Consider the following 24,837-nt stretch of genomic DNA (forward strand, 5'->3'; position numbering starts at 1 on the left):
CAAGAAGACAGCGTTTCAAGAGCCTTCGCGAGCAGGCTCGCTCCCACAGAGTGGGTGTTTCGTCACACCGCCAATGTCACTTCCCCCAGCCGCCCCCCCAGCGGCCCGAAACTGTGTTCCACCACCAGCCTTGAGCCGTCAGCATTAATGATCAACGCCGTGCTGGCGCGAGTGCCGTAGCTGGGGCTGCTGATGAACACGCTCGACAGCAGACTTTCTGTGGCCAGGCCTACGCCAGTGTCTGGCAGATCGCTGAAGGGCGCGGTTTGCGGGTCTTTGAGCAAAGCCAGCAGTGCTTGCGGCTGCGGGTTGTCGAGTACCTCGGCCAACGCTGCCTTGGCCTTGACCAGCTTGGGCCAGGGAGTGTCCAGCCCGGCATTGGACAAACCGTAAATACCCTCGCTCAGCGGTTGTGGCGCCAGATCTTTGGAGTTGAAATGCCAGAGTTGATCTCGGGTGCCCAGGAGTAGATTAAAGCCGGCATATTCGACAGAACGTCGCCCAACTTGCGTGAAGTACTCTGCAATGGACTGGTTGCCGGTCAAGAAGTCCGCCACCAATTCACCTCGGGAACGCCGCGAAGGTGGCTTGTGGGGTTCGCGGATATTGGTCAGTGCTGCAAAGCGCCCGTCAGCACCAATCCCCAGCCAGGTTCCGCCCGCCTCAAGGTCGCGGCCAGCATACACCTGGGGCGTATTGGCCCATTGGGCAAAGGGTTTGGCGGGGCGCGCATAAAACTCATCGCGGTTGGCCGCAACGACCAAAGGCTGTGCATGGCCGGGGCGCCAGGCGAAGACAATCAGACACATGGGCAGTCCTTAATGTTTTTTTAATCACTCTACTTATAGATTGCTCAGGCCGCTCGCGCCATACCGTGCAGCGCAGTGGAGCCAAAGCCCTTGCTCCGTTACCATGCGGATCAAATTTGGGGGGGCGTCATGGAATTTCTGCTCTATCTGGTGCTGGGAGGTTTTGCGGGCGTGCTGGCCGGGCTGTTCGGGGTCGGTGGCGGAATCATCATCGTGCCTGTGCTGGTGTTCAGCTTCACCTTGCAAGGTTTTAACAGCGAGGTGCTGACCCATCTGGCCGTGGGCACGTCATTGGCCACGATCATATTTACCTCGATCAACTCGATTCGTGAGCACAACCGCAAAGGCGCCGTGCGCTGGCCGCTGTTTGTCTGGATGACATTGGGCATTCTGATCGGCGCGGGTATTGGTGCGATCACGGCAGAAGCGATTGCCGGTCCTCACTTGCAGAAAATGATTGGCGTGTTCGCCTTGTTGATTGCCCTACAAATGGCCCTTGGGTTGCAACCCAAGGCCAGTGGCACGGTGCCTGGCAAGTTCGGTCTGACCCTTGCTGGGACCGTGATTGGTTGGGCTTCGGCGATATTCGGTATCGGGGGTGGCTCGTTGACCGTGCCGTTCCTGAGCTGGCGCAGCGTGCCGATGCAGCAAGCCGTCGCCACCTCGGCGGCCTGCGGACTGCCGATTGCGCTGGTGGGTGCATTAAGTTTCATGATCATTGGCTGGCATAACCCCGACCTGCCCGCGCATAGTCTCGGTTTTGTTTACTTGCCGGCGCTGCTCGGGATTGCCCTGACCAGTATGTTTTTCGCCCGTTTTGGTGCGCGACTGGCCCACAAGCTTTCGCCACGCCTGCTGAAACGGCTGTTTGCCGCACTGCTGTTTTGTGTCGGTTTGAGTTTCCTGATCTAACAAGGAGTCGCAATGCTGCCTTACCCGCAGATTGACCCGGTGGCCTTGGCCATCGGCCCGCTGAAAATCCATTGGTATGGCTTGATGTACCTGATCGGCATTGGCGCAGCCTGGCTGATCCTGTCGCGACGGCTCAACCGCTTCGACCCTACCTGGACCAAGGAGAAACTCTCCGATCTGGTGTTTTGGGTGGCCATGGGCGTGATTGTCGGTGGTCGTTTGGGTTATGTGCTGTTTTACGACCTGAGCGCCTACATCGCCAATCCGCTGCTGATTTTTGAAGTGTGGAAAGGCGGCATGGCGTTCCACGGTGGCCTGATCGGCGTGATGCTGGCGGTTTGGTGGTTCGGCAAGCGCAACGGAAAGTCGTTCTTCCAGATCATGGACTTCATCGCCCCTGTGGTGCCGATTGGTCTGGGTGCCGGGCGTATCGGTAACTTCATCAACGCCGAACTGTGGGGCAAAGCCACTGATGTACCGTGGGCGATGATCTTCCCTACCGATCCGCAGCAACTGGCGCGCCATCCGTCGCAGCTTTATCAGTTTGCGCTGGAAGGTGTGGCACTGTTCCTGATTCTTTGGCTGTACTCGCGTAAACCTCGGCCAACCATGGCGGTTTCCGGGATGTTCGCCCTGTTCTACGGCATCTTCCGTTTTATCGTCGAATTCGTCCGTGTGCCGGATGCTCAACTAGGCTATCTGGCGTTCGGCTGGGTGACGATGGGGCAAATTCTCTGCATCCCGATGATTGCGGGCGGCCTGTTCCTGATCTGGTGGGCTTACCACCGCGATCCAGCGGCTAACAAAGCTGCGCTTTAAATTCGAATGGCAGGGCGCACAACGCCCTGCATTCAAACGGTAGGAAAACCATGAAGCAATATCTCGACCTCGTTGCCAATGTCATCAAAAACGGCACCCTGCAAGCCAACCGCACCGGCGTGAAGACCATCAGTCTGCCGGGCGCCATGTTGCGCTATGACCTGAAAGAAGGTTTCCCGGCCATCACCACCCGTCGCATGGCGTTCAAATCCGCGATTGGAGAGATGTGCGGTTTCTTGCGTCCGGTCAACAACGCTGCCGATTTCCGCGAACTGGGTTGCAAGGTGTGGGACCAGAACGCCAACGAAAACGCCCAATGGCTGGCCAACCCGTTCCGCCAGGGTGAAGACGACCTGGGCGAAATCTACGGTGTGCAATGGCGCAAATGGCCGGCTTACAAGCAAATCGAGCGCAGCAACCAGGCGGCTATCGAGTTGTGCCTGAGCCAGGGCTATCGCCAGATTGCCGAAGGTGAAGAAGACGGTCAGGCCTACGTGGTGCTGTACAAGGCCATCGATCAGGTGCGCCAGTGTGTCGACACCATCATCAATGACCCGGGCAGCCGTCGTATTCTGTTCCACGGCTGGAACTGCGCCCAGCTCGATGAAATGGCCCTGCCGCCGTGTCATTTGCTGTACCAGTTCCACCCCAATGTCGAGACGAAGGAAATCTCCCTGACCCTCTACATCCGCTCCAATGACCTGGGCCTGGGCACGCCGTTCAACCTGACCGAAGGCGCTGCTCTGCTGAGCCTGATCGGCCGCCTGACCGGGTATACGCCGCGCTGGTTCACCTACTTCATCGGCGATGCTCATGTGTATGAAAACCACCTGGACATGCTCAATGAGCAGTTGACCCGCGAACCCTTCCCGATGCCAAAACTGGTGATCTCGGACCGTGTGCCTGAGTTCGCCAAGACGGGTGTATATCAGCCAGAGTGGCTGGGCCTGATCGAGCCGAGTGACTTCAGCCTCGAAGGCTATCAGCACCACGCACCCATGACCGCGCCGATGGCGGTGTAACTGCATCCCTGTGGGAGCGAGCCTGCTCGCGAAGGTCTTGTTGAGGTCTTCGTGAGCAGGCTCGCTCCCACAAAGGGAGTGGTCTATTTGCTTTAATGCCCGTGGCTTCTGCCCACATGGCTTGGCTCACCTTCCGGTGCGCTGACCGAGCCGCTGACTTCCAGCTGCTGCAAGATCCCGCAATGTTCCCCGTTGGGCCCCTCGCCACATCGCTGGCGCAGGTCGAGCAGTTGTGTCTGCAAGGCCAGCAAACCGTCGATTCGCGCCTTGACGTGATGAATATGCTCGTCAATCAGCGCGTTCACGCTTTCGCACTGGTCCTGCGGGCTGTCGCGCAGATTGAGCAGGCTGCGGATCTCTTCAAGGGTCATGTCCAGGCTGCGGCAATTGCGGATAAACGTCAGCCGCTCCACGTGCGCCTGGGTGTACAAGCGGTAATTACCTTCACTGCGCGCTGGCTCCGGCAGCAACCCTTCGCGCTCGTAATAACGGATGGTTTCGACCTGACAGTCGGTCAATTTCGCCAGTTCACCAATTTTCATCGCGGTTATCTCCGAAAGGTTGCTTGACCCTATAGTGGCTACAGGGTCTTTACTTGGCAACAGGCACCTTTTCCGGACGCAACCTGATGAGCGATTCCATTCACACCCCGCACAAGCATCCCCACGATCATGATCACGACCATGGCGCGAAGCATGACCACGCCAGCCATGCCCACAGCTGCTGCTCGACCGCAGCGGGGCCAAGCGTAATCAAGCTCGGCGCCACCCCCACGGCGGGCTCGCGGTTGAGCAACTTTCGCATCGAAGCGATGGATTGCCCCACCGAGCAAACGCTGATCCAGAACAAGCTGGGCAAGCTGGCGGGTGTGCAGCAACTGGAGTTCAACCTGATTAACCGGGTGCTGGGCGTGACCCACGACCTGCCGTCGACTGAGCCGATTATCGCGGCGATCAAATCCCTTGGCATGCAGGCCGATCCTATTGAGTCAGGGGCAGAGGCGGCCCCGGCTGCACCGCCCGCGAAAAAACACGGGTGGCCGCTGGCGGTGGCCGGTGTGGGCGCACTGGCGGCTGAAGTGCTGCATTTCACCGATGCAGCGCCCACGTGGGTCATCGCACTGGTGGCGCTGGTGTCGATCCTCAGCGGCGGCCTCACCACCTACAAAAAGGGCTGGATTGCCCTTAAAAACCTCAACCTGAATATCAACGCGCTGATGAGCATCGCCGTGACCGGCGCGGTGTTGATCGGCCAATGGCCAGAAGCTGCCATGGTGATGTTCCTGTTTACCGTGGCCGAGTTGATCGAGGCCAAATCCCTCGACCGCGCACGCAATGCCATCAGCGGACTGATGCAAATGGCGCCGGACAAAGCCACCGTGCAGCAGGCGGATGGCACCTGGGTTGAGCGTGAGGTCAAAGACATCGCGCTTGGCGCCATCGTGCGAGTGCGCCCCGGCGAGCGAATCGGCCTGGACGGCGAAGTGATCGCGGGCAGTTCTACCATCGATCAGGCGCCGATCACCGGTGAAAGCCTGCCTATCGAAAAAACCGTGGGCGATAAAGTGTTTGCGGGCACCATCAACCAGGCCGGTGCCCTGGAGTACCGGGTGACGGCTGCGGCCAACAACTCGACGCTGGCGCGGATCATCCACGCCGTGGAGCAAGCCCAAGGCTCACGGGCGCCGACCCAGCGTTTCGTCGACAGCTTCTCGAAAATCTATACCCCGCTGGTGTTCGTGTTCGCTTTGGCAGTGGCCGTGATCCCGCCCCTGTTGATGGGCGGCGTATGGTACGACTGGATCTACCGCGCCCTGGTGTTGCTGGTGGTGGCGTGCCCGTGTGCGCTGGTGATCTCGACTCCGGTCACCATCGTCAGTGGTCTGGCTGCAGCGGCCCGCAAAGGGATTTTGGTAAAGGGCGGTGTGTACCTGGAAAGCGGCCACACACTCGACTTTCTGGCCCTCGACAAAACCGGCACCATCACCCACGGCAAGCCGGTTCAAACCGACTACCTGCCCCTTGATCCGTTGGTCGCCGACAGCGCCGTAGTGTTGGCCGCGAGCTTGGCCTCGCGCTCCGATCACCCGGTTTCACTGGCCGTGGCCACTGCGGCTGTGGATAAAAAACTGCAACTGAGCGCTGTGGATAACTTCGCCGCCCTGGCCGGTCGCGGCGTGCGTGGTGAGATTGACGGCAAGCTTTACCATTTGGGCAACCATCGTCTGGTGGAGGAGCTTGGCCTGTGCTCGCCTGCCCTTGAAGCAAAACTCTTTGCGCTGGAAGAACAGGGTAAAACGGTCATTTTGCTGTGTGACAACTCAGGGCCGATGGCGCTTTTCGCGGTGGCAGACACCGTCAAGGAAACCAGTCGCGAAGCGATCCGTGAGTTGCATGAACTGGGCATCAAAACCTTGATGCTGACCGGTGACAACCCGCACACCGCCAGCGCCATTGCGGCCCAGGTCGGCATCGACGAAGCGCAAGGCAACTTGTTGCCGGAGGACAAGCTCAAGGCAATCGAAGCCCTGTACGCAAAAGGTCATCACGTGGGCATGGTGGGTGACGGGATCAACGATGCCCCCGCACTGGCCCGTGCCGAGATCGGTTTTGCGATGGCCGCAGCCGGCACAGATACAGCGATTGAGACCGCAGATGTTGCCCTGATGGACGACGATCTGCGCAAAATCCCCGCATTCATTCGTCTGTCACGCCAGACCTCCAGCATCCTCAAGCAGAACATTGCCCTGGCATTGGTCATCAAAGCGATCTTTCTTGCGGTAACCTTCCTCGGAATGGCCACCATGTGGATGGCCGTGTTTGCCGACATGGGCGTCAGCCTGTTGGTGGTATTCAACGGTTTGCGCCTGTTGCGCAAATAGATCAAGAGAGGCCGTTGTGCTGAGTGCCGAGCTGAAAGCGTTTTACCGGGTGGCCCAGTTGGGCAGCATTACTCTGGCCGCAAAAAAGCTCGGGCTTAGCCAGCCGACCGTGACCACGCAGATCCGCAACCTCGAAAGCCAGTACGCCGTGGAGTTGTTTTACCGTGGCGGCCGGCGCCTGACCCTCAGCGATGAGGGTGTGCGCTTGCTGCCGATGGTCAAGGCACTGCTCCAGCAAGAAGCCGACATTGAGTTCTTTTTGCGCAACAGCGGTCAGGGCGTGGGTACTTTGCGCATCGCCGCCACGGCACCGTATTACATCCTCGACCTGGTCAAAGCCTTTCGCGAACGCTTGCCGCAGATCGAAGTGTCGGTGGACATCGGCAACTCCCGGCAGGTGCTTGAAGCGCTGGATGAATACCGGGTCGACATCGCCGCTTCGTCGCAGTTACTGGAGGACCCGCGCCTGATTCGCCGCGTACTCGGCACCGATCCGCTGGTGCTGGCGGTGCATCGCAATCACCCGCTGGCCAAGCTCGAACACGTGCCATTGAGTGCGCTGGCCGGGCATTGCCTGTTGATGCGCGAACAGGGCTCGACCACGCGCAAGCTGACAGAAGAGCTGCTGGCCAGCGCCGGTGTGAGCTTTGGCCCGTTGCTGGAGATTGGCAGCCGGGAGTCGATCCGCGAGGCGGTATTGCGCAATATCGGCATCAGCATCATCGCCCGGCAAGAGGTGCCCCACGATCCGCAGCTTCGGGTGCTGACCCTGGAAAATGCGCCGGTCATCCACGAATACCTGTACTGCCTCAAAGAGCGCAAATCGGCGCGTTTGCCCGCGGCATTTCTGGGGCTGGCGCAGGAAATGGCCCCGGCCTGACCACAACCACTGTGGGAGCGGGCTTGCTCGCGATGCAGACGATGCGGTCTGTCAGGCAAAATGCGGTAAGGCCATCGCGAGCAAGCCCGCTCCCACAATGACCCTGCACCCATACCCAAATCCACCAATACCACTATCGGCAGCTTTGGCCTTGCTGCCACATCTTGTACGCATTGCGTCTCTAGGATGGCCCCCATCTGCTTGATGAGGTGCATCCATGAACAGCTCGAACGCAACCGCTTTGACCCAACCCGGCGTACCGATGAGGGTGCGTAATGTCAGCAAGCGCTTTGGCGCCTTTACCGCGCTGGACAACGTCTCGCTGAACGTGGCCGCAGGCGAGCTGGTGTGTCTGCTCGGGCCTTCCGGCTGCGGCAAGACCACACTGCTGCGCTGCATTGCGGGGCTTGAGCGTCAGGACGACGGCGCGCTGTATCTGGGTTCGCGCGATGTGTCTGAACTTGCGCCTCAAGCCCGGGACTACGGGATTCTGTTCCAGTCCTACGCGCTATTTCCCAACCTGACCGTTGAAGCCAACATTGCCTACGGCCTGGCGGGCAGCAATCGCGATGTGGTGCGCAAGCGGGTTGGCGACATGCTGGAACTCGTGGGCCTGACCGGCAGTGAAAAGAAATTCCCGGGGCAATTGTCCGGCGGCCAGCAACAGCGAGTTGCCCTGGCCCGCGCCTTGGCACCATCGCCGTCCTTGCTGTTGCTCGACGAACCGATGTCGGCACTGGATGCCCGTGTGCGTGAGCACTTGTGTACCGAGCTGCGCCAACTGCAGCGCAGCCTGGGGATCACCACGCTGATGGTCACCCACAACCAGGACGAGGCCATGTTGATGGCCGACCGCATTGCCGTGATGAATAACGGCAAGGTCGAGCAATACGCCACTCCGCAAGAAATCTACGACAAGCCCGCTACTCCGTTTGTGGCCGAGTTTGTGGGGCAGGGCAACTGGCTACCGTTTCAACGCAACAGCGCCAGCCACGCTCAGGTCGGCGGGATGAACATGCGTCTTGCAGACGACGCCGGGCGGGCCGCCTCGGGCCGTTTGTTCTGTCGTCCCGAAGCCATCAGCGTCAACCCGGTGCTGCATCAGGAAAACCTATTCCCGGCGCGAGTGCGAGAAATCACCTTTCTGGGCAACCGGTGCCGCATGAGTTTTGAACTCAACCACTTGCCGGGCCATGCACTGACTGCCGAAGTCGGCAGCCAGGACTTACCACGCCTTGGCGCCCCGGACATTTTTGTCGCCCTGCCGCCGGGCAGCCTGCAGGTGTTTGCCTGAGATGGCCGGCCAATTGACCTTGCCGTTACCCGGCAAAGTGACCCGCAAAATCTCGAAGGCGGAGCGTGGTGACCGCATTTTCGTCGTGGGCGGCAAGCTGCTGTTACTGCTGCTGTTGGGCGTCGCGGTGCTGATGCCGTTGCTGGCGATCTTCTGGCGCGGGTTCAGCGCTGAAGATGGCCAGGGCGGCGGTTGGGTCGCCGCCCGGGAGCTGGTCACCAGCGAAAATTTTCACTGGTTGGTGGGCAATAGCCTCAAGGTTGCGCTGAGCGTCGCGGCAATTGTCGTACCGTTGGCTTACCTGTTTGCCTACGCCCTGCAACGCACCATGATCCCCGGCAAACGTATCTGGCGCGGGATGTCACTGTTGCCGCTGATGGCTCCGTCAATGTTGCCGGGCATTGCGCTGGTTTACCTGTTTGGCAACCAAGGCATGTTGCGCGGGCTGATTTCGGACAACATCTACGGCTTCTGGGGGATCGTGCTCGGTGAAGTGATTTATACCTTCCCTCACGCGTTGATGATTTTGCTGTCTGCCTTGTCGCTGGCAGATGCGCGCTTGTTTGACGCTGCATCGAGCATGGGCGCCGGGCCCTTCAAGGCCTTTCGCAGCATCACCTGGCCGGGCACCAAACAGGCGGTGTTCGCCGCGTTCTGTCTGGTGTTCACCCTGACCATCACCGATTTTGGTGTACCCGTTGTAGTGGGCGGCGACTATCAAGTGCTGGCGCTGGAAGCCTACAAAGCCGTGGTCGGTCAGCAGCAATTCGGTCGCGGTGCGCTGATCGGCATGGTCTTGCTACTGCCTGCGCTGTTCAGCTTCGGGGTCGATGCCTGGCTGCGCCGCCAGCATGGCGACTCCATGAGCGGCCGCGCCCAAGTGTTCAAGCCAGTGCCTTCCAAAGTGCGTGACCGCTGCTACCTGACCATCGTGCTGCTGATCTGCGCCATTTTGCTGCTGGTATTCGGCATGGCGGTGTACTCGTCGCTGGTCAAGTTCTGGCCGTACAACCTGTCCTTGTCGCTCAACCACTACCAATTCAACGACACGGCCGGTGGTGGCTGGCTGGCTTATCGCAACAGCGTGACCATGGCGGTGTGCACGGCCTTGATCGGCAGTGCAGTGATCTTCACCGGTGCCTACCTGATGGAGAAAACCAAGGGCCAGAAAGGACTCAACCTGGCCCTGCGCATGCTCAGCTTTGTGCCGATGGCGGTGCCCGGCCTGGTGCTTGGCCTGGGCTACGTGTTCTTTTTCAACTTGCCCGGCAACCCGCTTCACGTGCTCTACGGCACCATGACTCTGCTGGTGGTGTGCACCATTGCTCACTATTTGACCACCGCCCAAATGACCGCCACGACGGCACTGCGTCAGCTCGATGGCGAATTCGAAGCCGCCGCGCTGTCGCTCAAAGCACCCCTGTATCGCCATTTCTGGCGCGTCACCGTACCGATCTGCCTGCCGGCGCTGCTGGACATCATCCGCTACCTGTTTGTCTCGGCGATGACCACCGTGTCAGCGGCGATCTTCCTCTACAGCCCCGACACCATCCTGGCGGCGGTGGCGGTACTGAACATGGACGACGCCGGCAACGTTGGCGGCGCGGCGGCCATGTCGACCCTGATCCTGTTCACCTCGGTAGGTGTGTCCCTGCTGCTGGCCTGGGCTTCACGCGGGTTGCTGCGTCGCTCCCAGGCCTGGCGCCAGGGCGCTCCGGCTCAATGATTCGTGCCCTCTCAATCCTGCCCCTACAACCATAAAGGAACCGCACCATGTTCAAGCCACTTGCTCTTGCCGCTGCTGTCCTCACCGCTTTTAGCTTCAATGCGTTTGCTGCCAAAACCGAGCTGACCGTGTACACGGCCCTCGAAGCCGAGCAGCTCAAGACCTATAAGCAGGCTTTCGAGAAGGCCAACCCGGACGTTGAGATCAAGTGGGTGCGCGATTCCACGGGCATCATCACGGCCAAGCTGCTGGCCGAGAAAGCCCGCCCGCAAGCCGATGCCGTCTGGGGCCTGGCGGCTTCCAGCCTGGCGATTCTGGATCAGCAAGGCATGCTGCAAAGCTACGCCCCCAAAGACCTGGCCAAGATTGGCGCCAACTATCGCGATACGGCCAATCCGCCCGCCTGGGTGGGGATGGACGTGTGGGCCGCGACTATTTGCTTCAACACCATCGAAGCCGAGAAGCAGGGCCTGACCAAGCCGGTGAGCTGGCAAGACCTGACCAAGCCTGAGTACAAGGGCAAGATCGTCATGCCTAACCCGGCTTCGTCCGGCACCGGTTTTCTGGACGTAAGTGCGTGGCTGCAGACCTTCGGCGAGAAGCAGGGCTGGCAGTACATGGACGACTTGCACCAGAACATCGGCCAGTACGTCCACTCGGGCTCCAAGCCGTGCAAGCTGGCGGCCTCGGGTGAGTTCCCGATTGGTATTTCGTTTGAATACCCGGCCGTGCAGCTCAAGCGCCAGGGCGCACCGCTGGACATCGTGTTGCCAAAAGAAGGCCTGGGCTGGGAAATCGAAGCCACTGCCGTGATCAAAGGCACACCGCATGAAGAGGCAGCCAAAAAACTGGCTGACTTCTCCGCCAGCCCGGCAGCGATGGAGCTTTATAAAGAGAATTTTGCGGTACTCGCTCAGCCGGGCATCGCCAAGCCACAAACCGAACTGCCAGCCGACTACGAGCAACGTCTGATCAAAAACGACTTCGCCTGGGCCTCCAAGAACCGCGACAGCATTCTGGCCGAATGGCGCAAGCGCTATGACGGCAAGTCCGAGAAAGCGGCGCAGTAGTTTTGTAGCCACAAAAGACCTGTGGGAGCGGGCTTGCCCGCGATTGGATCGCTGCGGTTGGACAGCCGCACCGCGGCGTTTGTATCGCGAGCAAGCCCGCTCCCACAAGGGAAGTGAAGTTGCCCTTCAGGACATCGTGATGACTCAACCAATCCTTATCGTCGGCGCTGGCATTCTGGGCTTGTCCCATGCCTACGCCGCTGCAAGACGCGGGCTCAGGGTGCGCGTATTCGAACGCACCGCTACGCCCTTGGGTGCGTCGGTGCGCAACTTTGGCCAGGCGCTGGTCACCGGCCAGCCACCCGGCGTGATGCTCGACCTGGCCCGGGCCAGCCGCCCTATTTGGGCCGATTGGGCGCAGCGCGCGGGTTTTGACCTCAAGCGTAATGGCTCATACCTGTTCGCTCGAACCGAAGCCGAAGAACAGTTGCTGGATGCCTTCTGCCAAGGCCGCGCCCGTGAATTTGGCTATCGCGTCGAACTCTTGCGCGGTGCAGAAATGGACGCGCTGTACGGCGGTCAATTCAGCCATCACCGTGCCGCACTGCATGGGCTTGACGACCAGCAGGTCTATTCACGGGAAGCCATTGCGGCATTGATTGCGTATTTGCAGCGTGACCTGGGTGTCGAGTTTCATTTTTCGACCCTGGTGCGCGATGTCGAGCCCGGTCAGGTCCACACCACGGCGGGGAGCTTCAAGGGCTCGCACGTGATTGTGTGCTCGGGTCACGATTACCTGACGTTGCTGGCTGAGCCGCTGGCCAAACTCAGTCCACAGATTTGCCGCCTGCAAATGCTGCGCGTGCGACCCAAGGTCGATTTGAAGCTGCAACACGCCCTGCTGACCGGGCTGAGCTGTGTCCATTACGGTGCCTTTGCCGACCTGCCGCAAGCTGCGGCGGTGCAGAACGAAATTCTGCGCGACAGCCCGCATCTGGATCAGCACGGCATTCATCTACTGATCAGCCCAACCCCTTACGGTGACCTGATTGTCGGTGATTCTCACGATTACGGCCGGGATCCATCGCCCTTTAACGGTGAACAGGTGGATAACTGGATGCTGCAACTCTGCGAAGAAACCCTGGGCTGTGAAGTCAGGGTGGTCGAGCGCTGGCAGGGCGTCTATGGTGCGAAAGGAGCCAAGCCGTTCTCCTGGTTGGAGGTGGCGCCGGGTTTGAATGCGGCGCTGATGCACACCGGTGTGGGCATGAGCGTGGGCCCGGCAATGGCCGAGGGCAATATCGCCCGGATGCTGGAGGAGAGGTGATGACACACGCACAGCAAGTGGTTGAAGACATTTTTGGTTTGTATCAGCAATACGGCACTGACGATTACATCGGCGAGCCGGTGTCGCAAATCGAGCATATGTCCCAGGCCGCGCAGCTTGCGTTGGATGAGGGCTGTGATGATGAAGTGATCCTGGCGGCGTTCTTTCACGATATTGGGCACTTCTGTGTCAATGATGCAAAGAACATGGGCGGATATGGTGTGGTCAGCCATGAGTTGGTGGGCGCCCGCTATTTGCGCCGTGCAGGCTTCAGTGAACGACTGGCCAAGCTGGTGGAGTATCACGTGCAGGCCAAGCGCTACCTGACTTTGCGGCAACCAGGCTATTACGACCTGCTGAGTGAAGCCAGTATCCGCACGCTGGGGTATCAGGGCGGAGTGATGAGCGAGGCCGAGGCGGATGCATTCGAGCAAGATCCGCTGTGTGCGTTGAGCCTGCGCATGCGGGTCTGGGATGAGCAGGCCAAGGAAATGCACGTGCCACTGATCGACCTGCAACTCCTCAAGAACAAGGCCGTCCGCCTGTTAGAGGCTTAAGCTCCCACGGGGGGGTTGAGTCGGTACTTAGATCTGCCCGGCCAACGCCTCGATCTGCTCCTGGCGCTCAGCCTGGTTCAGCTTCGGATGCGGGTTCAGAGACGACCATTGCGGGTGCGCACGGGCTTTGTTCAGGGCTTCGGGCAATTTGCCCTCGCGCCAGGTTTTGTCCTGTGGGGTGGCGACCTTGATGCTGTCGACAGCGGCATGCCCGCGGGCATTGAGGGCGTGCAGCAATTGCCGTTGGCGCAAGGCCAGCAGGCGCAGCACGCTGTCGTCCACGGTCAATTCACGCTGGCCCTTGAGTTTGCCCAGCAAGCGGCTGCCATAGCTGCGTGCGGTCTGCAGCGCACCGCCGGCAATGGCGCCGGCCAGTGCGGCCGCACCCAGGGTCAGGCCACCGACCATCAGGTCCACACCGGCCCCGGCCGCCGCGCCTGCAGCAATCCCGCTACCAACCCGCACACCCAGTTGCTTGAGGGTCTCAGGGTTGAACAAGTCATCGCCCCAACGTCCGTCGAGCAACGGCAAATCACTGGCCGCCGCATCGCTGGTACGAAAGCCATACAGTTTGAGCATGGCTTCAACGCAGCGCTGCTCACGCTGGCGGATCGCTTCACGCAGTTGCTGGATGGCCTGTTGTTCGGCGGCTTTTTCGCTGACTACGCTGCGACGGCACGCGGCGCAGTCGATCAATAATTCGGCGATCAAGCGCAGCGCACTGTGCTTGCGGGCTTCACGTTGAGCCTCATGGTCTGTAATCAGTCGCTGCAACGCCTCCCGTGAATGCTCCAGCAGCAGGGCCAGGCTTTCATACAAGCGGCGCTCGCCATCTTCGGGCGGGGCCACGCTGTCAAACCGCACCAGTGCATGCAAACCGAGGCGTGCCAGGGCTTCGCGCCACTCCGGTTCGCGATGCTGCGGGCTGCTGACAAAATTGAGTACCGGCAGCAGCGGCCTGCCGCAACTGGCCAGCACACTGAGTTCGTCGCGGTACTTGGCCAGTACCGGCTCGCGGGCGTCGATCACATACAGCCCCGCGTCCGATGCCAGCAGTTGGCGCAGTACCTTGGCCTCCTGCTCGAAACGCTGGCGCGCCTCACTGCCTTCGAGAAACCGCGCCACCCGCGCGGGGCCATCCAGGCGTTCGCCGGGGTGGTCGAGGCGTTCCAGGTAGTCGAGCAGGGCGATGGCATCTTCAAGCCCCGGCGTGTCGTAGAGCTCCAGCAGGGGCTCGCCGTCTACCGATAATCGCGCACCTTCGACATGGCGCGTGGTGCTGGGGCGATGGGACACTTCGCCAAAGCCGACATCCCGGGTCAGGGTGCGCAGCAATGAGGTTTTGCCGACGTTGGTGTGGCCGACTACGGCCAGCGTGAGTGGCTTAGTCATGGCCTGTCTCCAGCCAGTTCAAGGGCGCGCTGGCGGCGAAAGGCAGCCCCAGTTGTTGCAGCGCGGTGTGCCAGTCGCCCAGGCGGTCGGCGTCCAGCGCCTGACCGGGCGGGGCTTGCAGCAGCCACACACGGGTTTCGCTGGCACTGCGCGCCAACTCGCCGATCAGCGCCAGGCTGCCGCGATCCGGCGAGCGTCGCGGGTCGCAGGCAATGGCCAGGCGGGCCGGGGGAAAGCGGGTCATTTGTTCGAGCAGTTTTTGCCGGGACTCGCGACTGTCGAGAATGCCCGCGTCCTTGACCGTGGCAGGCAATTTGGGTGGCCACGGGTGCTGGTCGTCCAGCTCAATGGCCACGATCAATGCGCCATCGGTTTGCAGGTCGCTGTGCCCGGCCTGCACGTTGTGCAATTGCTCAGGTGCAATGTCGTTGACGCCCAGACGCTCACTGCTGGGCATCAGGCGTTCGCGCAACTGGCTGTAACCGGGCAAGTTGAGATCGAGCTGCAATGCGTTGCGTCCGCTTTTCCAGCGCCACAGGCACAAGGCTGCCAGGAGCAGGCGTGGAATCACGCCGTAGATCAGCACCACGCCGACCAGCCAGACCGCCCATGCCTGGCGCACCAGTTCGTTGTTGTAGAGGCTGGTGTCGTTGCTGATGCGGATCATTTCCACGGTCGGTACGCCAAACCCCAGCCAGTGGGGCAGTGCGCCAAGGGCGCGGGTGGCGGCGACAAATACGTCGGCACCGAGGATCGTGGTTTCCCAGATGAATCCGTAGCGGCGAGTAGCCATAAGCAACAGCATCATCACCAGCGCGCTGAGCATCGCCAGCAGCCACAGGCCATTGACCAGTGTGCCGAGCGCCCATCGATTGAGTTTGCGTCGTTGCAACAACAACAATAATGCGGGGGCCAGTTGTGCGGCCTTGGCGTCACGGGCGAGCTTTTCACTGAGCCACAACCACAGGCGGCCCAGGCTCGCGCCGTGGTTACCGGCAAACAGCAGACCCATCACCCAGCTCAATAGCAGGATCAGGTTGAGCCCCAGCAGACTGCCCAGTGCCCAGAACACATTGACCGGGGTTTGCCCGTCGCCCAGGGCCGCGAATGCAAGACCGGCGCCACTGAGTACGGCGAGTACCGCCAGCACCAACAGCGCCAGCCTTGCACCTTGCAACCAGTGCTGCATGGCACTGAGCAAACCATCCCGTTCGGCCAGCCACAGGGCGCGGTTTTGCAGGCGTGTGGATAAGTCGCCCGCCGAGGTTCGGGCACGGCGATTGGCTTCAAGGTCGTCCAGCGGGCCTGCGTGTTCTTCGCGCAGGCGCACGGTTTCGGTCAGCCAGAGGCGTTGTAAGGGGGAAAGTTGAGTCACGCGACATTCCATTCAAGTGAACAAAGAGCATAACCGCTGTTAGTCAGGCGGGGTACTGTCGGCGCGGGCCGCTCTGGTATCCTCGGCGCCATGAAAAAATCACTCCCCCTTAGCCTGATCGCGGCACTCGCTGAAAACCGCGTGATCGGCGTCGACAACAGCATGCCGTGGCATTTGCCTGCGGATTTCAAATACTTCAAGGCCACCACCCTGGGCAAGCCGATCATCATGGGTCGCAAAACCTGGGATTCGCTGGGACGCCCGTTGCCGGGTCGCTTGAACCTGGTGGTCAGTCGTCAGACCGATCTGCAGCTTGAAGGTGCCGAGGTATTTGCCTCCCTTGAGGCCGCTGTTGAGCGCGCGGAGCAATGGGCAACCGAGCAGGGTGTCAGCGAAGTGATGTTGATTGGCGGTGCGCAGTTGTATGCCCAGGGTCTGGCGGATGCCGACCGGTTGTACCTGACGCGGGTGGGGATGAGCCCGGAAGGCGATGCGTGGTTCCCTGAGTTTGATCAGGCGCAGTGGAAGCGGGTGTCAGAAGAGCTGCACGAGGCGGCAGATGACAAACCGGCGTTCAGCTTTGAGGTGTGGGAAAGAATTTAAGGCAACCCCTTACCCTGTGGGAACGGGCTTGCTCGCGATTGCATCACCGCGTTGGTAAAGACAAATCGCGTTGCCTGAATCGCGAGCAAGCCCGCTCCCACAAGAGTGGGCGCGGGGTCAGTCAAGTGTTACGCGTGCGCCAGATCACCGTGATCGTCTTCAGCCAGAATGGCCTTGTCGGTCTGGTGCAGAATCTGGCTGGTCACCGTACCGGCAACCATAGAACCGCTGACGTTCAGCGCCGTGCGACCCATGTCGATCAACGGCTCAACTGAAATCAGCAACGCCACCAATGACACCGGCAGGCCCATCGCGGGCAATACGATCAGTGCCGCGAAGGTCGCACCACCGCCCACACCGGCCACCCCTACTGAACTCAAGGTCACGATCGCGACCAGCGAAGCTATCCACATCGGGTCCAGCGGGTTAATGCCCACGGTCGGGGCAACCATTACCGCCAACATGGCCGGGTACAGACCGGCACAGCCGTTCTGGCCAATGGTCGCGCCAAACGAGGCGGCAAAGCTGGCGATGGAAGACGGAATCCCCAGGCGACGGGTTTGCGCTTCGATGCTCAGCGGAATGCTGGCCGCGCTCGAACGGCTGGTGAAGGCAAACGTCAGTACTGGCCATACCTTGCGGAAAAAGCGCAGTGGGTTAACGCCGGATACCGACAGGATCACGCCGTGAATCACGAACATCAGTGCCAGGGCGATGTAGGACACCACCACAAAGCTGCCCAGTTTGATGATGTCTTGCACATTGGACATGGCGACCACTTTGGTCATCAGGGCCAGCACGCCGTACGGGGTCAGTTTCATGACCAGGCGTACCAGACGCATCACCCAGGCTTGCAGGGTGTCGATGGCGCTGATGATCTTGCCGCCTTTTTCCGGCTCGTCCTTGAACAGTTGCAGTGCAGCAATGCCCAGGAAGGCCGCGAAAATCACCACGCTGATGATCGATGTCGGCTTGGCTCGGGCCAGGTCGGCAAACGGGTTTTGCGGGATAAACGACAGCAGCAACTGCGGCACATTCAAGTCTGAGACCTTGCCCGCGTAGTCGCTCTGGATCACTTGCAGACGGCTCATTTCAGCTGCGCCCGCTACCAGGCCATCGGCGGTCAGGCCGAACAGGTTGGTCAGGCCGATGCCCACCAGCGCTGCGATCATGGTGGTGAACAGCAGCGTGCCGATGGTCAGGAAGCTGATTTTGCCCAGAGATGAGGCGTTATGCAGGCGGGCCACAGCGCTGAGGATCGATGCGAATACCAGCGGGATCACGATCATTTGCAGCAACTGCACGTAGCCGCTGCCAACCAGGTCGAACCAGCCGATGGAGGTTTTCAGGGTAGGGCTATCGGAGCCGTAGGTCATGTGCAGGCACAGCCCGAAGACCACGCCGAGAACCAGCGCCAGCAAGACTTTTTTCGCAAGGCTCCACGCGGTGTGGCGGGTCAGCGACAGGCCGAACAGCAACGCGAGGAACACCAGCAGATTGAGGATCAGCGGGAAATTCATGAAAGCTCCGAGGGGACGACTTGTACCAGTATTTGTGTGCAGCTATTTCGAACCGGAAATCGTAACAGGTTGATATATCTACAAATATACCGTTGTGGAATGGATACCTAGGTTTTTGGAATAAGCCGCGTGGCGCATTCAAGACGCTGACAGTCGTGTCCAAGTCAAAAACTGTCATACAGGTTTGTTAGCTTCGATGCCTTTGACGTGGAGCATAGCTGATGAAACTGACCGCCAAGTTGATCGCTGCAACCCTGTGTCTGGGCCTGACAGGCCAGGTGCTGGCCACAGAATTGAAACACTGGCCCGCTGACCAGGCCAAGCAACTGGAGGCCATGATCGCCGCCAACGCGAACAAGGGTAACTTCGCGGTCTTTGACATGGACAACACCAGTTATCGCAACGATCTGGAAGAGGCCCTGCTGCCGTACATGGAAAACAAGGGCCTGATCACCCGCGAGAGCCTCGACCCGTCACTCAAGCTGATCCCGTTCAAAGATACCGCTGACCATAAAGAAAGCCTGTTCAGTTACTACTATCGCCTGTGTGAAATCGACGACATGGTCTGCTATCCGTGGGTGGCCCAGGTGTTTTCCGGCTTCACCCTGCAACAGCTCAAGGGCTATGTGGACGAGTTGATGGCGTCGGGCAAGCCGGTGCCGGTGACTTACTTTGAAGGCGATGTGGTCAAGAGCTCCCAGGTTCAACCGCCCAAGGTGTTTACCGGTCAGGTTGAGCTGTTCAACAAGCTGATGGAGAACGGCATCGAGGTCTACGTGATGACCGCCGCCTCGGAAGAGCTGGTGCGTATGGTCGCGGCGGACCCCAAGTACGGTTACAACGTCAAACCGCAGAATGTGATTGGCGTGACCACCTTGCTCAAGGATCGCAAAACCGGAGAGCTGACCACGGCACGCAAGCAGATCAGTGCGGGGACCTATAACGAAAAAGCCAACCTTGGGCTGGAGCTGACGCCTTACCTGTGGACGCCGGCGACGTGGATGGCTGGCAAGCAAGCGGCGATCCTGACCTATATCGATCAATGGAAAAAACCGGTGCTGGTGGGCGGTGATACGCCATCCAGTGATGGTTACATGCTGTTCCACGGTGTGGACGTGGCCAAAGGCGGGATTCACCTGTGGGTCAACCGCAAGGACAAATACATGGCGCAGCTGGAAGGCATGATGGCCAAGAACGCAGCGGCCCAGGCCAAGGAAGGTTTGCCGGTCACGGCGGACAAGAACTGGGTGATCGTCAAGCCTGATCAGATCCAGTAACCGAGTTTGCACAAATGTTCATTGTGGGAGCGAGCCTGCTCGCGATTGCCCACTAAACCCGCGATATTGCTAACGACCTTCGCGAGCAGGCTCGCTCCCACATAGTGGGGTTGGGCATAAAAAATCCCGGCACCTGGCCGGGATTTTTACTGTTGCGCGGTGGCTTACGGCACCAGCTTGTCCAGCAACGCTTTATCACGCACCGCGCCCTTGTCGGCGCTGGTAGCCAGCAAGGCATAGGCCTTGAGGGCGGTGGTGACTTTGCGTGGGCGGATTTCTACCGGCTTCCAGCCTTTCTTGTCTTGCTCTGCACGGCGTGCCGCCATTTCTTCGTCGCTGATCATCAGGTTGATCGAGCGGTTTGGAATGTCGATCAGCACTTTGTCGCCGTCCTGCACCAGACCAATCGCGCCGCCAGCAGCCGCTTCCGGTGAGGCATGGCCGATGGACAGACCCGAAGTGCCGCCCGAGAAGCGGCCATCGGTGAGCAAGGCACACGCTTTGCCCAGGCCTTTGGATTTCAGGTAGGAGGTCGGGTAGAGCATCTCTTGCATACCCGGGCCGCCCTTTGGACCCTCGTAACGGATGATCACGATGTCACCGGACTGCACTTCGTCAGCCAGAATGCCGCGCACGGCACTGTCCTGGCTTTCGAAGATCTTGGCGTTGCCTTCGAACACGTGGATCGACTCGTCGACACCCGCGGTTTTGACCACGCAGCCATCCAGCGCGATGTTGCCGTACAGCACGGCCAGGCCGCCCTCTTGCGAGTAAGCATGCTCGACGCTTCGGATGCAGCCGTTTTCGCGGTCGTCGTCCAGGGTTTCCCAGCGTGTGGACTGGCTGAACGCAGTTTGCGTCGGGATGCCGGCCGGGCCTGCCTTGAAGAATGTGTGTACGGCTTCGTCGTCAGTCTGGGTGATGTCCCATTTGGCGATGCCTTCAGCCAGGGTCTTGCTGTGTACGGTCGGCAGGTCGGTGTGCAGCAGGCCGCCACGGGCCAGCGAGCCGAGGATGGAGAAAATGCCGCCAGCGCGGTGCACGTCTTCCATGTGGTACTTCTGGATATTCGGCGCCACTTTGCACAGCTGCGGCACGTGGCGCGAGAGGCGGTCGATGTCTTTAAGGTCGAAATCGATCTCGGCTTCCTGGGCTGCGGCCAGCAAGTGCAGGATGGTGTTGGTCGATCCGCCCATGGCGATGTCCAGCGTCATGGCGTTTTCAAATGCCTTGAAGTTGGCGATGTTGCGCGGCAGTACCGATTCGTCGTTCTCGACGTAGTACTGGCGGCACAGGTCGACGATGGTGCGGCCAGCCTGCAGGAACAGTTGCTCGCGGTCGCTGTGGGTCGCCAGTGCTGTGCCGTTACCCGGCAGGGCCAGGCCCAGGGCCTCGGTCAGGCAGTTCATCGAGTTGGCGGTGAACATGCCGGAGCACGAACCGCATGTCGGGCAAGCGCTGCGCTCGTACTCGGCAACCTTCTCGTCAGAAGCGCTGGAGTCGGCGGCGATGACCATGGCGTCTACCAGGTCCAGACCGTGGCTGGCGAGCTTGGTTTTGCCTGCTTCCATCGGGCCGCCGGAAACGAAAATCACCGGGATGTTGAGGCGCAGCGAGGCCATCAGCATGCCAGGGGTGATTTTGTCGCAGTTGGAAATGCACACGATGGCGTCGGCGCAGTGGGCGTTGACCATGTACTCGACGGAGTCGGCGATGATCTCGCGGCTCGGCAGCGAATACAGCATGCCGTCATGGCCCATGGCGATGCCGTCGTCTACGGCAATGGTGTTGAATTCTTTGGCAACGCCGCCAGCGCGTTCGATCTCGCGGGCAACCAGTTGGCCCATGTCCTTTAGGTGGACGTGGCCGGGTACGAACTGGGTAAAGGAGTTGGCAATGGCGATGATCGGCTTCTTGAAGTCGGCATCTTTCATCCCCGTGGCGCGCCACAAAGCGCGGGCACCGGCCATGTTGCGGCCGTGGGTGGAGGTTTTCGAACGATAGTCAGGCATGGAACAACTCCGGGCGGCTAATCAGGTAACAAACAGGGAAGTGAGCTTCTAATGGTTGCGGGTCACACAGAAAATGACTACGTATCCGCAAGCTGCCGTAAACGCTGCGGGATCGCCGCGCGCCTGGGCCTGAGCTCATAAACCCGCCGGGGATGATTGGCGATGAATCCGTCGATTCTACACGGCTGGCGGCCGGAGGGAATGGGCCAGACGGTTGCTCCAGAGTACAAACAGGCAACTGGCAGCCGTACGCGGGTAATCAGCCTTGGTATGTAGGTGTCGAGTCATGCAGCAGGAAGACTGAGGATTAGGTGCAGTGAGCAATTACCAAGCATCGAGTAAGACCAAGACTGTCTTTATGCAGGAAAAGACTATTTTAAAGGGTGGCAGGACCGTTTCATGGGATTCAAGTAATAGTGTGTGATTGGTTTTTCAGTGAGGACTCTAAATGCTGACGCTCGAACGCTCCGTCATGACGTATCTGGCCATCGGTCTGGTGCAAGGGCTGTTGCTGTGGCTGGCCACTTCCATGGGTGATCCCGGTGCGTGGTATGGGCTGATAACGGCGGTGCTGGTGGGCGGCGTCAACCTGTTGCTGCTGGGCGAGAACATTCGCCATCGTGGCACGGCATGGCTAGTGGTGGGGCTGACGGTCGTCATGACTGCGATCAGTGCCTGGGTTTTTTGGGATGGTGATGAGTATTGGCGCCCGGGCAGCTGGCTGGCCGGCAGCTGGAGCTTTTTTGCCGTAGTGATTACTTATATCTGCACGGTTTTCATTCTGAGCTGGCCAACCCGCGAAGGGCGTTACCCTCGCTACGAAGACCTGTTTCGCCATGCCTGGGGCACGGTGTTTATCGTCTTGCTGGGGCTGCTGTTGAATGCGGTGTTCTGGGCATTGCTGTGGTTGTGGGGCGGCTTGTTCAAAATGCTCGGGATTGTGGCCCTCAATAAATTGTTCTCCACCGAGGGTTTTATATGCATCAGCTCGGCGATGGTATTTGCCCTGGGTGTGCATATGGGCCGCGAAAAAGAACGGGTCATTGGCCTGCTACGGGGAATTGTGCTGACTCTGTGCCGCTTTCTGCTGCCATTGAGTGCACTGATTGTGATTGTGTTCACCTTCGCGTTGCCCTTTACCGGGCTCGAGCCGATCTGGGATACGGGCTATTCGACGCCGATCATGTTGTGGCTGGTGGCGGTCAATCTATTTTTGCTTAATGGCGTGTTTCAGGATGGAACCCAAGGCAGTGGTTACCCGACGTGGCTGGTGCGAGTGGTAGACCTGTGCCTGTTGTGCTTGCCGGTGCTGGTGGTGTTGGCGGGGTATTCGACATGGCTGCGCATCGAGCAATACGGCCTGACGCCGTCGCGGATTCTGGCAATGGTGTTGGTGCTGGTGATTTTTATTCACAGCGTGGCGGCGCTTTTGGCCGTGTTTGTCTCTCGATCAATCTGGCTGGGCAGTCTGCGCGTCAGCAATCCGGTGATTGCGCTGCTCTGCGTGGTGCTGTTGCTGGCGATGCACACGCCGTGGTTCAGCCCACTGAAGATGAGCGCGAACAATCAGGTGCAGCGCTTGCTCAGTGGCCGGACGGCGGTGGATAACTTTGATGCAGACACGCTGCGCAATCGACTGGGATCAGAGGGCAAACAGGCGTATGACGCGTTGCTGGAGCAAGTCGAGCAGGGGTTGGTGTTGGCCGAGCCTGGTCGCCAAGTCTTGTTGAAACGTCTCAAGGAGGTGAGCGCGGGCAATGGTCCAACAGGGTCGGAGCGACTACTGGAGTGGATTGGGCCCAAGGTCGAGGGCAGCGAGCAGTTCTACGACAAGCGATTCAACGGGCAGTTATGCCTGGCACCAGGTTGCGCGTTATGGGCAGTGGACCTGGATCAGGACGGGCAGCCGGAGGTGCTGCAATTACCCAAGAACAAGTGGTCAGAGCCCCTGTACTTCTTTAAGCGTGACGCCCAGGGCAACTGGCAGCGCGTCGGTACTTATGCTGGCGGCGGGGAAAGCTCGCTGGAGCTGATCGAGAAGATCCGTCAGGGCAAGGTGAAGGTGGTGACGCCGCGCTATCAATCGTTGCAGATTGACGGGGTGGAGCTGAGCCCGACGCTGGACAAAAAGTGAACACCGGACTCGTGTGACCATAACGGTGGGAGCGAGCCTGCTCGCTCCCACCGGGGCTAATGCGCCAAATCAGCTGTTAGGCAGCAAACGGCAGGTGATGCTCTTGATGTAGCGCGTTTCGTTGATGGCTGGATGTACCGGGTGATCCGGGCCCTGGCCGCCGCGTTCCAGCAGCTGGATGTTGCGGTCCAGATGGCGGGCGCTGGTCAGCAGAATGTTTTGCAGGTCGTCTTCCGGCAGGTGCATTGAGCACGATGCGCTGACCAGAATCCCGTCCTTGGTGAGCAGGCGCATGGCTTGTTCATTCAGGCGACGGTAGGCACCTTCGCCGTTCTTCAGGTCTTTTTTGCGTTTGATGAAGGCCGGTGGATCAGCAACGATCACGTCGAAACGCTCTTCGTTGGCCTTGAGTTCCTTGAGGGCTTCAAACACGTCGCCTTCCATGCAGGTAACGCGTTCGGCAAAACCGTTCAGGGCAGCGTTGCGCTCAACACCGTCCAGGGCGAACGACGAAGCGTCGACACACGTGACTTCGCTGGCGCCGAAAGCAGCGGCCTGAATACCCCAGCCACCGATGTAGCTGAACAGGTCCAGGACCTTTTTGCCTTTGACGTAAGGCGCCAGGCGGGCACGATTCATGCGGTGATCGTAGAACCAGCCGGTTTTCTGACCGGTCATGACCGGGGCTTCGAACTTGACGCCGTTCTCTTCCAGGGCAACCCACTCCGGCACCAGGCCGAACACGGTTTCGACGTAACGCTCAAGGCCTTCGGCATCGCGGGCAGCCGAGTCGTTCTTGAACAGGATGCCGCTTGGCTTGAGGACTTGCACCAGTGCTGCGATCACGTCGTCTTTGTGCTGTTCCATCGTGGCCGAGGCCAACTGGACCACCAGGATGTCGCCGAAACGATCGACTACCAGGCCCGGCAGCAGGTCTGAATCGCCGTAAACCAGGCGGTAGTAAGGCTTGTCGAACAGGCGGTCGCGCAGGGACAGGGCCATGTTCAGGCGGTGAACCAGCAACGATTTGTCCAATGGCAGCTTGATGTCGCGCGACAGCAGGCGTGCACAGATCAGGTTGTTGGGGCTCATGGCAACGATGCCCAGCGGCTTGCCGCCGGCGGTTTCGAGTACCGCTTGGTCGCCGGCCTTAAAACCGTTCAGCGGTGTGGCGGCTACATCGATTTCGTTGCTGTAGACCCACAAGTGGCCGGCGCGCAGGCGTCGATCGGCATTGGCTTTAAGGCGCAGGCTTGGCAGGGACATGACGTCGCTCCGGGTATTGAA

20 protein-coding genes are annotated in these 24,837 nt (G+C 60.0%); 13 read left to right on the plus strand and 7 right to left on the minus strand.

Translation table 11 applies throughout. The features are described from left to right. Positions 1-62: 62 nt before the first annotated feature. Positions 63-809, minus strand: a complete 747-nt coding sequence (locus tag RGV06_RS15715; protein WP_019828101.1) for an NRDE family protein — start codon at positions 807-809, stop codon at positions 63-65. A gap of 129 nt (positions 810-938) precedes the next feature. Between RGV06_RS15715 and RGV06_RS15720 the strand changes: the two genes are divergently transcribed. From RGV06_RS15720 to RGV06_RS15730, 3 genes are read left to right on the plus strand one after another with little or no spacing between them, the layout of a single operon-like run. Then, positions 939-1,721 (plus strand): sulfite exporter TauE/SafE family protein, encoded by a 783-nt coding sequence (locus tag RGV06_RS15720; RefSeq protein WP_322150442.1) that lies wholly within the window; start codon positions 939-941, stop codon positions 1,719-1,721. Positions 1,722-1,733: 12 nt separating this feature from the next. Beyond that, a complete protein-coding gene (gene lgt, locus RGV06_RS15725) occupies positions 1,734-2,540 on the plus strand; it encodes a prolipoprotein diacylglyceryl transferase (RefSeq protein ID WP_019828099.1) in 807 nt (268 codons plus the stop codon). Positions 2,541-2,590: 50 nt separating this feature from the next. Further along, positions 2,591-3,562 (plus strand): thymidylate synthase, encoded by a 972-nt coding sequence (locus RGV06_RS15730; RefSeq protein WP_322150445.1) that lies wholly within the window; start codon positions 2,591-2,593, stop codon positions 3,560-3,562. A 92-nt stretch (positions 3,563-3,654) separates the two neighbouring features. Here RGV06_RS15730 and cadR read toward each other — a convergent pair whose 3' ends face one another. Next, positions 3,655-4,104 carry a Cd(II)/Pb(II)-responsive transcriptional regulator gene (cadR, locus tag RGV06_RS15735; RefSeq protein ID WP_019828097.1) on the minus strand — a complete coding sequence of 150 codons (450 nt, stop codon included), beginning with the start codon at positions 4,102-4,104 and terminating at the stop codon, positions 3,655-3,657. 86 nt (positions 4,105-4,190) lie between these two features. Between cadR and RGV06_RS15740 the strand changes: the two genes are divergently transcribed. From RGV06_RS15740 to RGV06_RS15770, 7 genes are all read left to right on the plus strand, one after another. Beyond that, positions 4,191-6,443 (plus strand): heavy metal translocating P-type ATPase, encoded by a 2,253-nt coding sequence (locus tag RGV06_RS15740; RefSeq protein WP_019828096.1) that lies wholly within the window; start codon positions 4,191-4,193, stop codon positions 6,441-6,443. A 16-nt stretch (positions 6,444-6,459) separates the two neighbouring features. Next, complete coding sequence (locus RGV06_RS15745; RefSeq protein WP_046810241.1) at positions 6,460-7,323, plus strand: LysR family transcriptional regulator; 864 nt, start codon at positions 6,460-6,462, stop codon at positions 7,321-7,323. 217 nt (positions 7,324-7,540) lie between these two features. Beyond that, positions 7,541-8,617 (plus strand): putative 2-aminoethylphosphonate ABC transporter ATP-binding protein, encoded by a 1,077-nt coding sequence (locus RGV06_RS15750; protein WP_322150447.1) that lies wholly within the window; start codon positions 7,541-7,543, stop codon positions 8,615-8,617. A 1-nt stretch (position 8,618) separates the two neighbouring features. Beyond that, positions 8,619-10,343 (plus strand): putative 2-aminoethylphosphonate ABC transporter permease subunit, encoded by a 1,725-nt coding sequence (locus RGV06_RS15755; RefSeq protein ID WP_322150449.1) that lies wholly within the window; start codon positions 8,619-8,621, stop codon positions 10,341-10,343. Between the two features lie 47 nt (positions 10,344-10,390). Next, positions 10,391-11,413, plus strand: coding sequence for a putative 2-aminoethylphosphonate ABC transporter substrate-binding protein (locus RGV06_RS15760; protein ID WP_019828091.1), 1,023 nt, complete (start codon positions 10,391-10,393; stop codon positions 11,411-11,413). A 139-nt stretch (positions 11,414-11,552) separates the two neighbouring features. Next, complete coding sequence (locus tag RGV06_RS15765) at positions 11,553-12,680, plus strand: TIGR03364 family FAD-dependent oxidoreductase (RefSeq protein WP_322150451.1); 1,128 nt, start codon at positions 11,553-11,555, stop codon at positions 12,678-12,680. Next, a complete protein-coding gene (locus RGV06_RS15770) occupies positions 12,680-13,237 on the plus strand; it encodes a phosphonate degradation HD-domain oxygenase (RefSeq protein WP_046810245.1) in 558 nt (185 codons plus the stop codon). Before RGV06_RS15765 ends, RGV06_RS15770 begins: the two co-directional genes overlap by 1 nt. A gap of 27 nt (positions 13,238-13,264) precedes the next feature. Here RGV06_RS15770 and RGV06_RS15775 read toward each other — a convergent pair whose 3' ends face one another. Next, complete coding sequence (locus RGV06_RS15775) at positions 13,265-14,629, minus strand: GTPase/DUF3482 domain-containing protein (RefSeq protein WP_322150453.1); 1,365 nt, start codon at positions 14,627-14,629, stop codon at positions 13,265-13,267. Next, positions 14,622-16,004: a DUF2868 domain-containing protein gene (locus RGV06_RS15780; RefSeq protein ID WP_019828085.1), complete on the minus strand. Its 1,383-nt coding sequence runs from the start codon at positions 16,002-16,004 to the stop codon at positions 14,622-14,624. Before RGV06_RS15780 ends, RGV06_RS15775 begins: the two co-directional genes overlap by 8 nt. 90 nt (positions 16,005-16,094) lie before the next feature. On the opposite strand from RGV06_RS15780, the gene RGV06_RS15785 reads away from it, so the two are divergent. Further along, positions 16,095-16,607 (plus strand): dihydrofolate reductase, encoded by a 513-nt coding sequence (locus tag RGV06_RS15785; protein WP_019828083.1) that lies wholly within the window; start codon positions 16,095-16,097, stop codon positions 16,605-16,607. 128 nt (positions 16,608-16,735) lie between these two features. Here the strand turns inward: RGV06_RS15785 and RGV06_RS15790 are convergent, their stop codons facing one another. After that, positions 16,736-18,127: an L-cystine transporter gene (locus RGV06_RS15790; RefSeq protein WP_019828082.1), complete on the minus strand. Its 1,392-nt coding sequence runs from the start codon at positions 18,125-18,127 to the stop codon at positions 16,736-16,738. Between the two features lie 221 nt (positions 18,128-18,348). Between RGV06_RS15790 and RGV06_RS15795 the strand changes: the two genes are divergently transcribed. Continuing rightward, positions 18,349-19,404 (plus strand): phosphorylcholine phosphatase, encoded by a 1,056-nt coding sequence (locus RGV06_RS15795; RefSeq protein WP_048352482.1) that lies wholly within the window; start codon positions 18,349-18,351, stop codon positions 19,402-19,404. 164 nt (positions 19,405-19,568) lie between these two features. On the opposite strand, the gene ilvD is transcribed toward RGV06_RS15795, so the two are convergent. Further along, positions 19,569-21,416: a dihydroxy-acid dehydratase gene (ilvD, locus tag RGV06_RS15800; protein WP_019828080.1), complete on the minus strand. Its 1,848-nt coding sequence runs from the start codon at positions 21,414-21,416 to the stop codon at positions 19,569-19,571. A 448-nt stretch (positions 21,417-21,864) separates the two neighbouring features. Between ilvD and RGV06_RS15805 the strand changes: the two genes are divergently transcribed. Further along, positions 21,865-23,550, plus strand: coding sequence for a DUF4153 domain-containing protein (locus RGV06_RS15805; protein WP_019828078.1), 1,686 nt, complete (start codon positions 21,865-21,867; stop codon positions 23,548-23,550). Positions 23,551-23,619: 69 nt separating this feature from the next. Here the strand turns inward: RGV06_RS15805 and RGV06_RS15810 are convergent, their stop codons facing one another. Then, on the minus strand, positions 23,620-24,816 hold the full coding sequence (locus tag RGV06_RS15810; protein WP_019828076.1) for a class I SAM-dependent rRNA methyltransferase: 1,197 nt from the start codon (positions 24,814-24,816) through the stop codon (positions 23,620-23,622). Between the last annotated feature and the right edge of the window lie 21 nt (positions 24,817-24,837).

It is taken from the genome of Pseudomonas sp. CCI3.1 (assembly GCF_034313985.1).
Taxonomy (GTDB): Bacteria; Pseudomonadota; Gammaproteobacteria; order Pseudomonadales; family Pseudomonadaceae; genus Aquipseudomonas; species Aquipseudomonas psychrophila.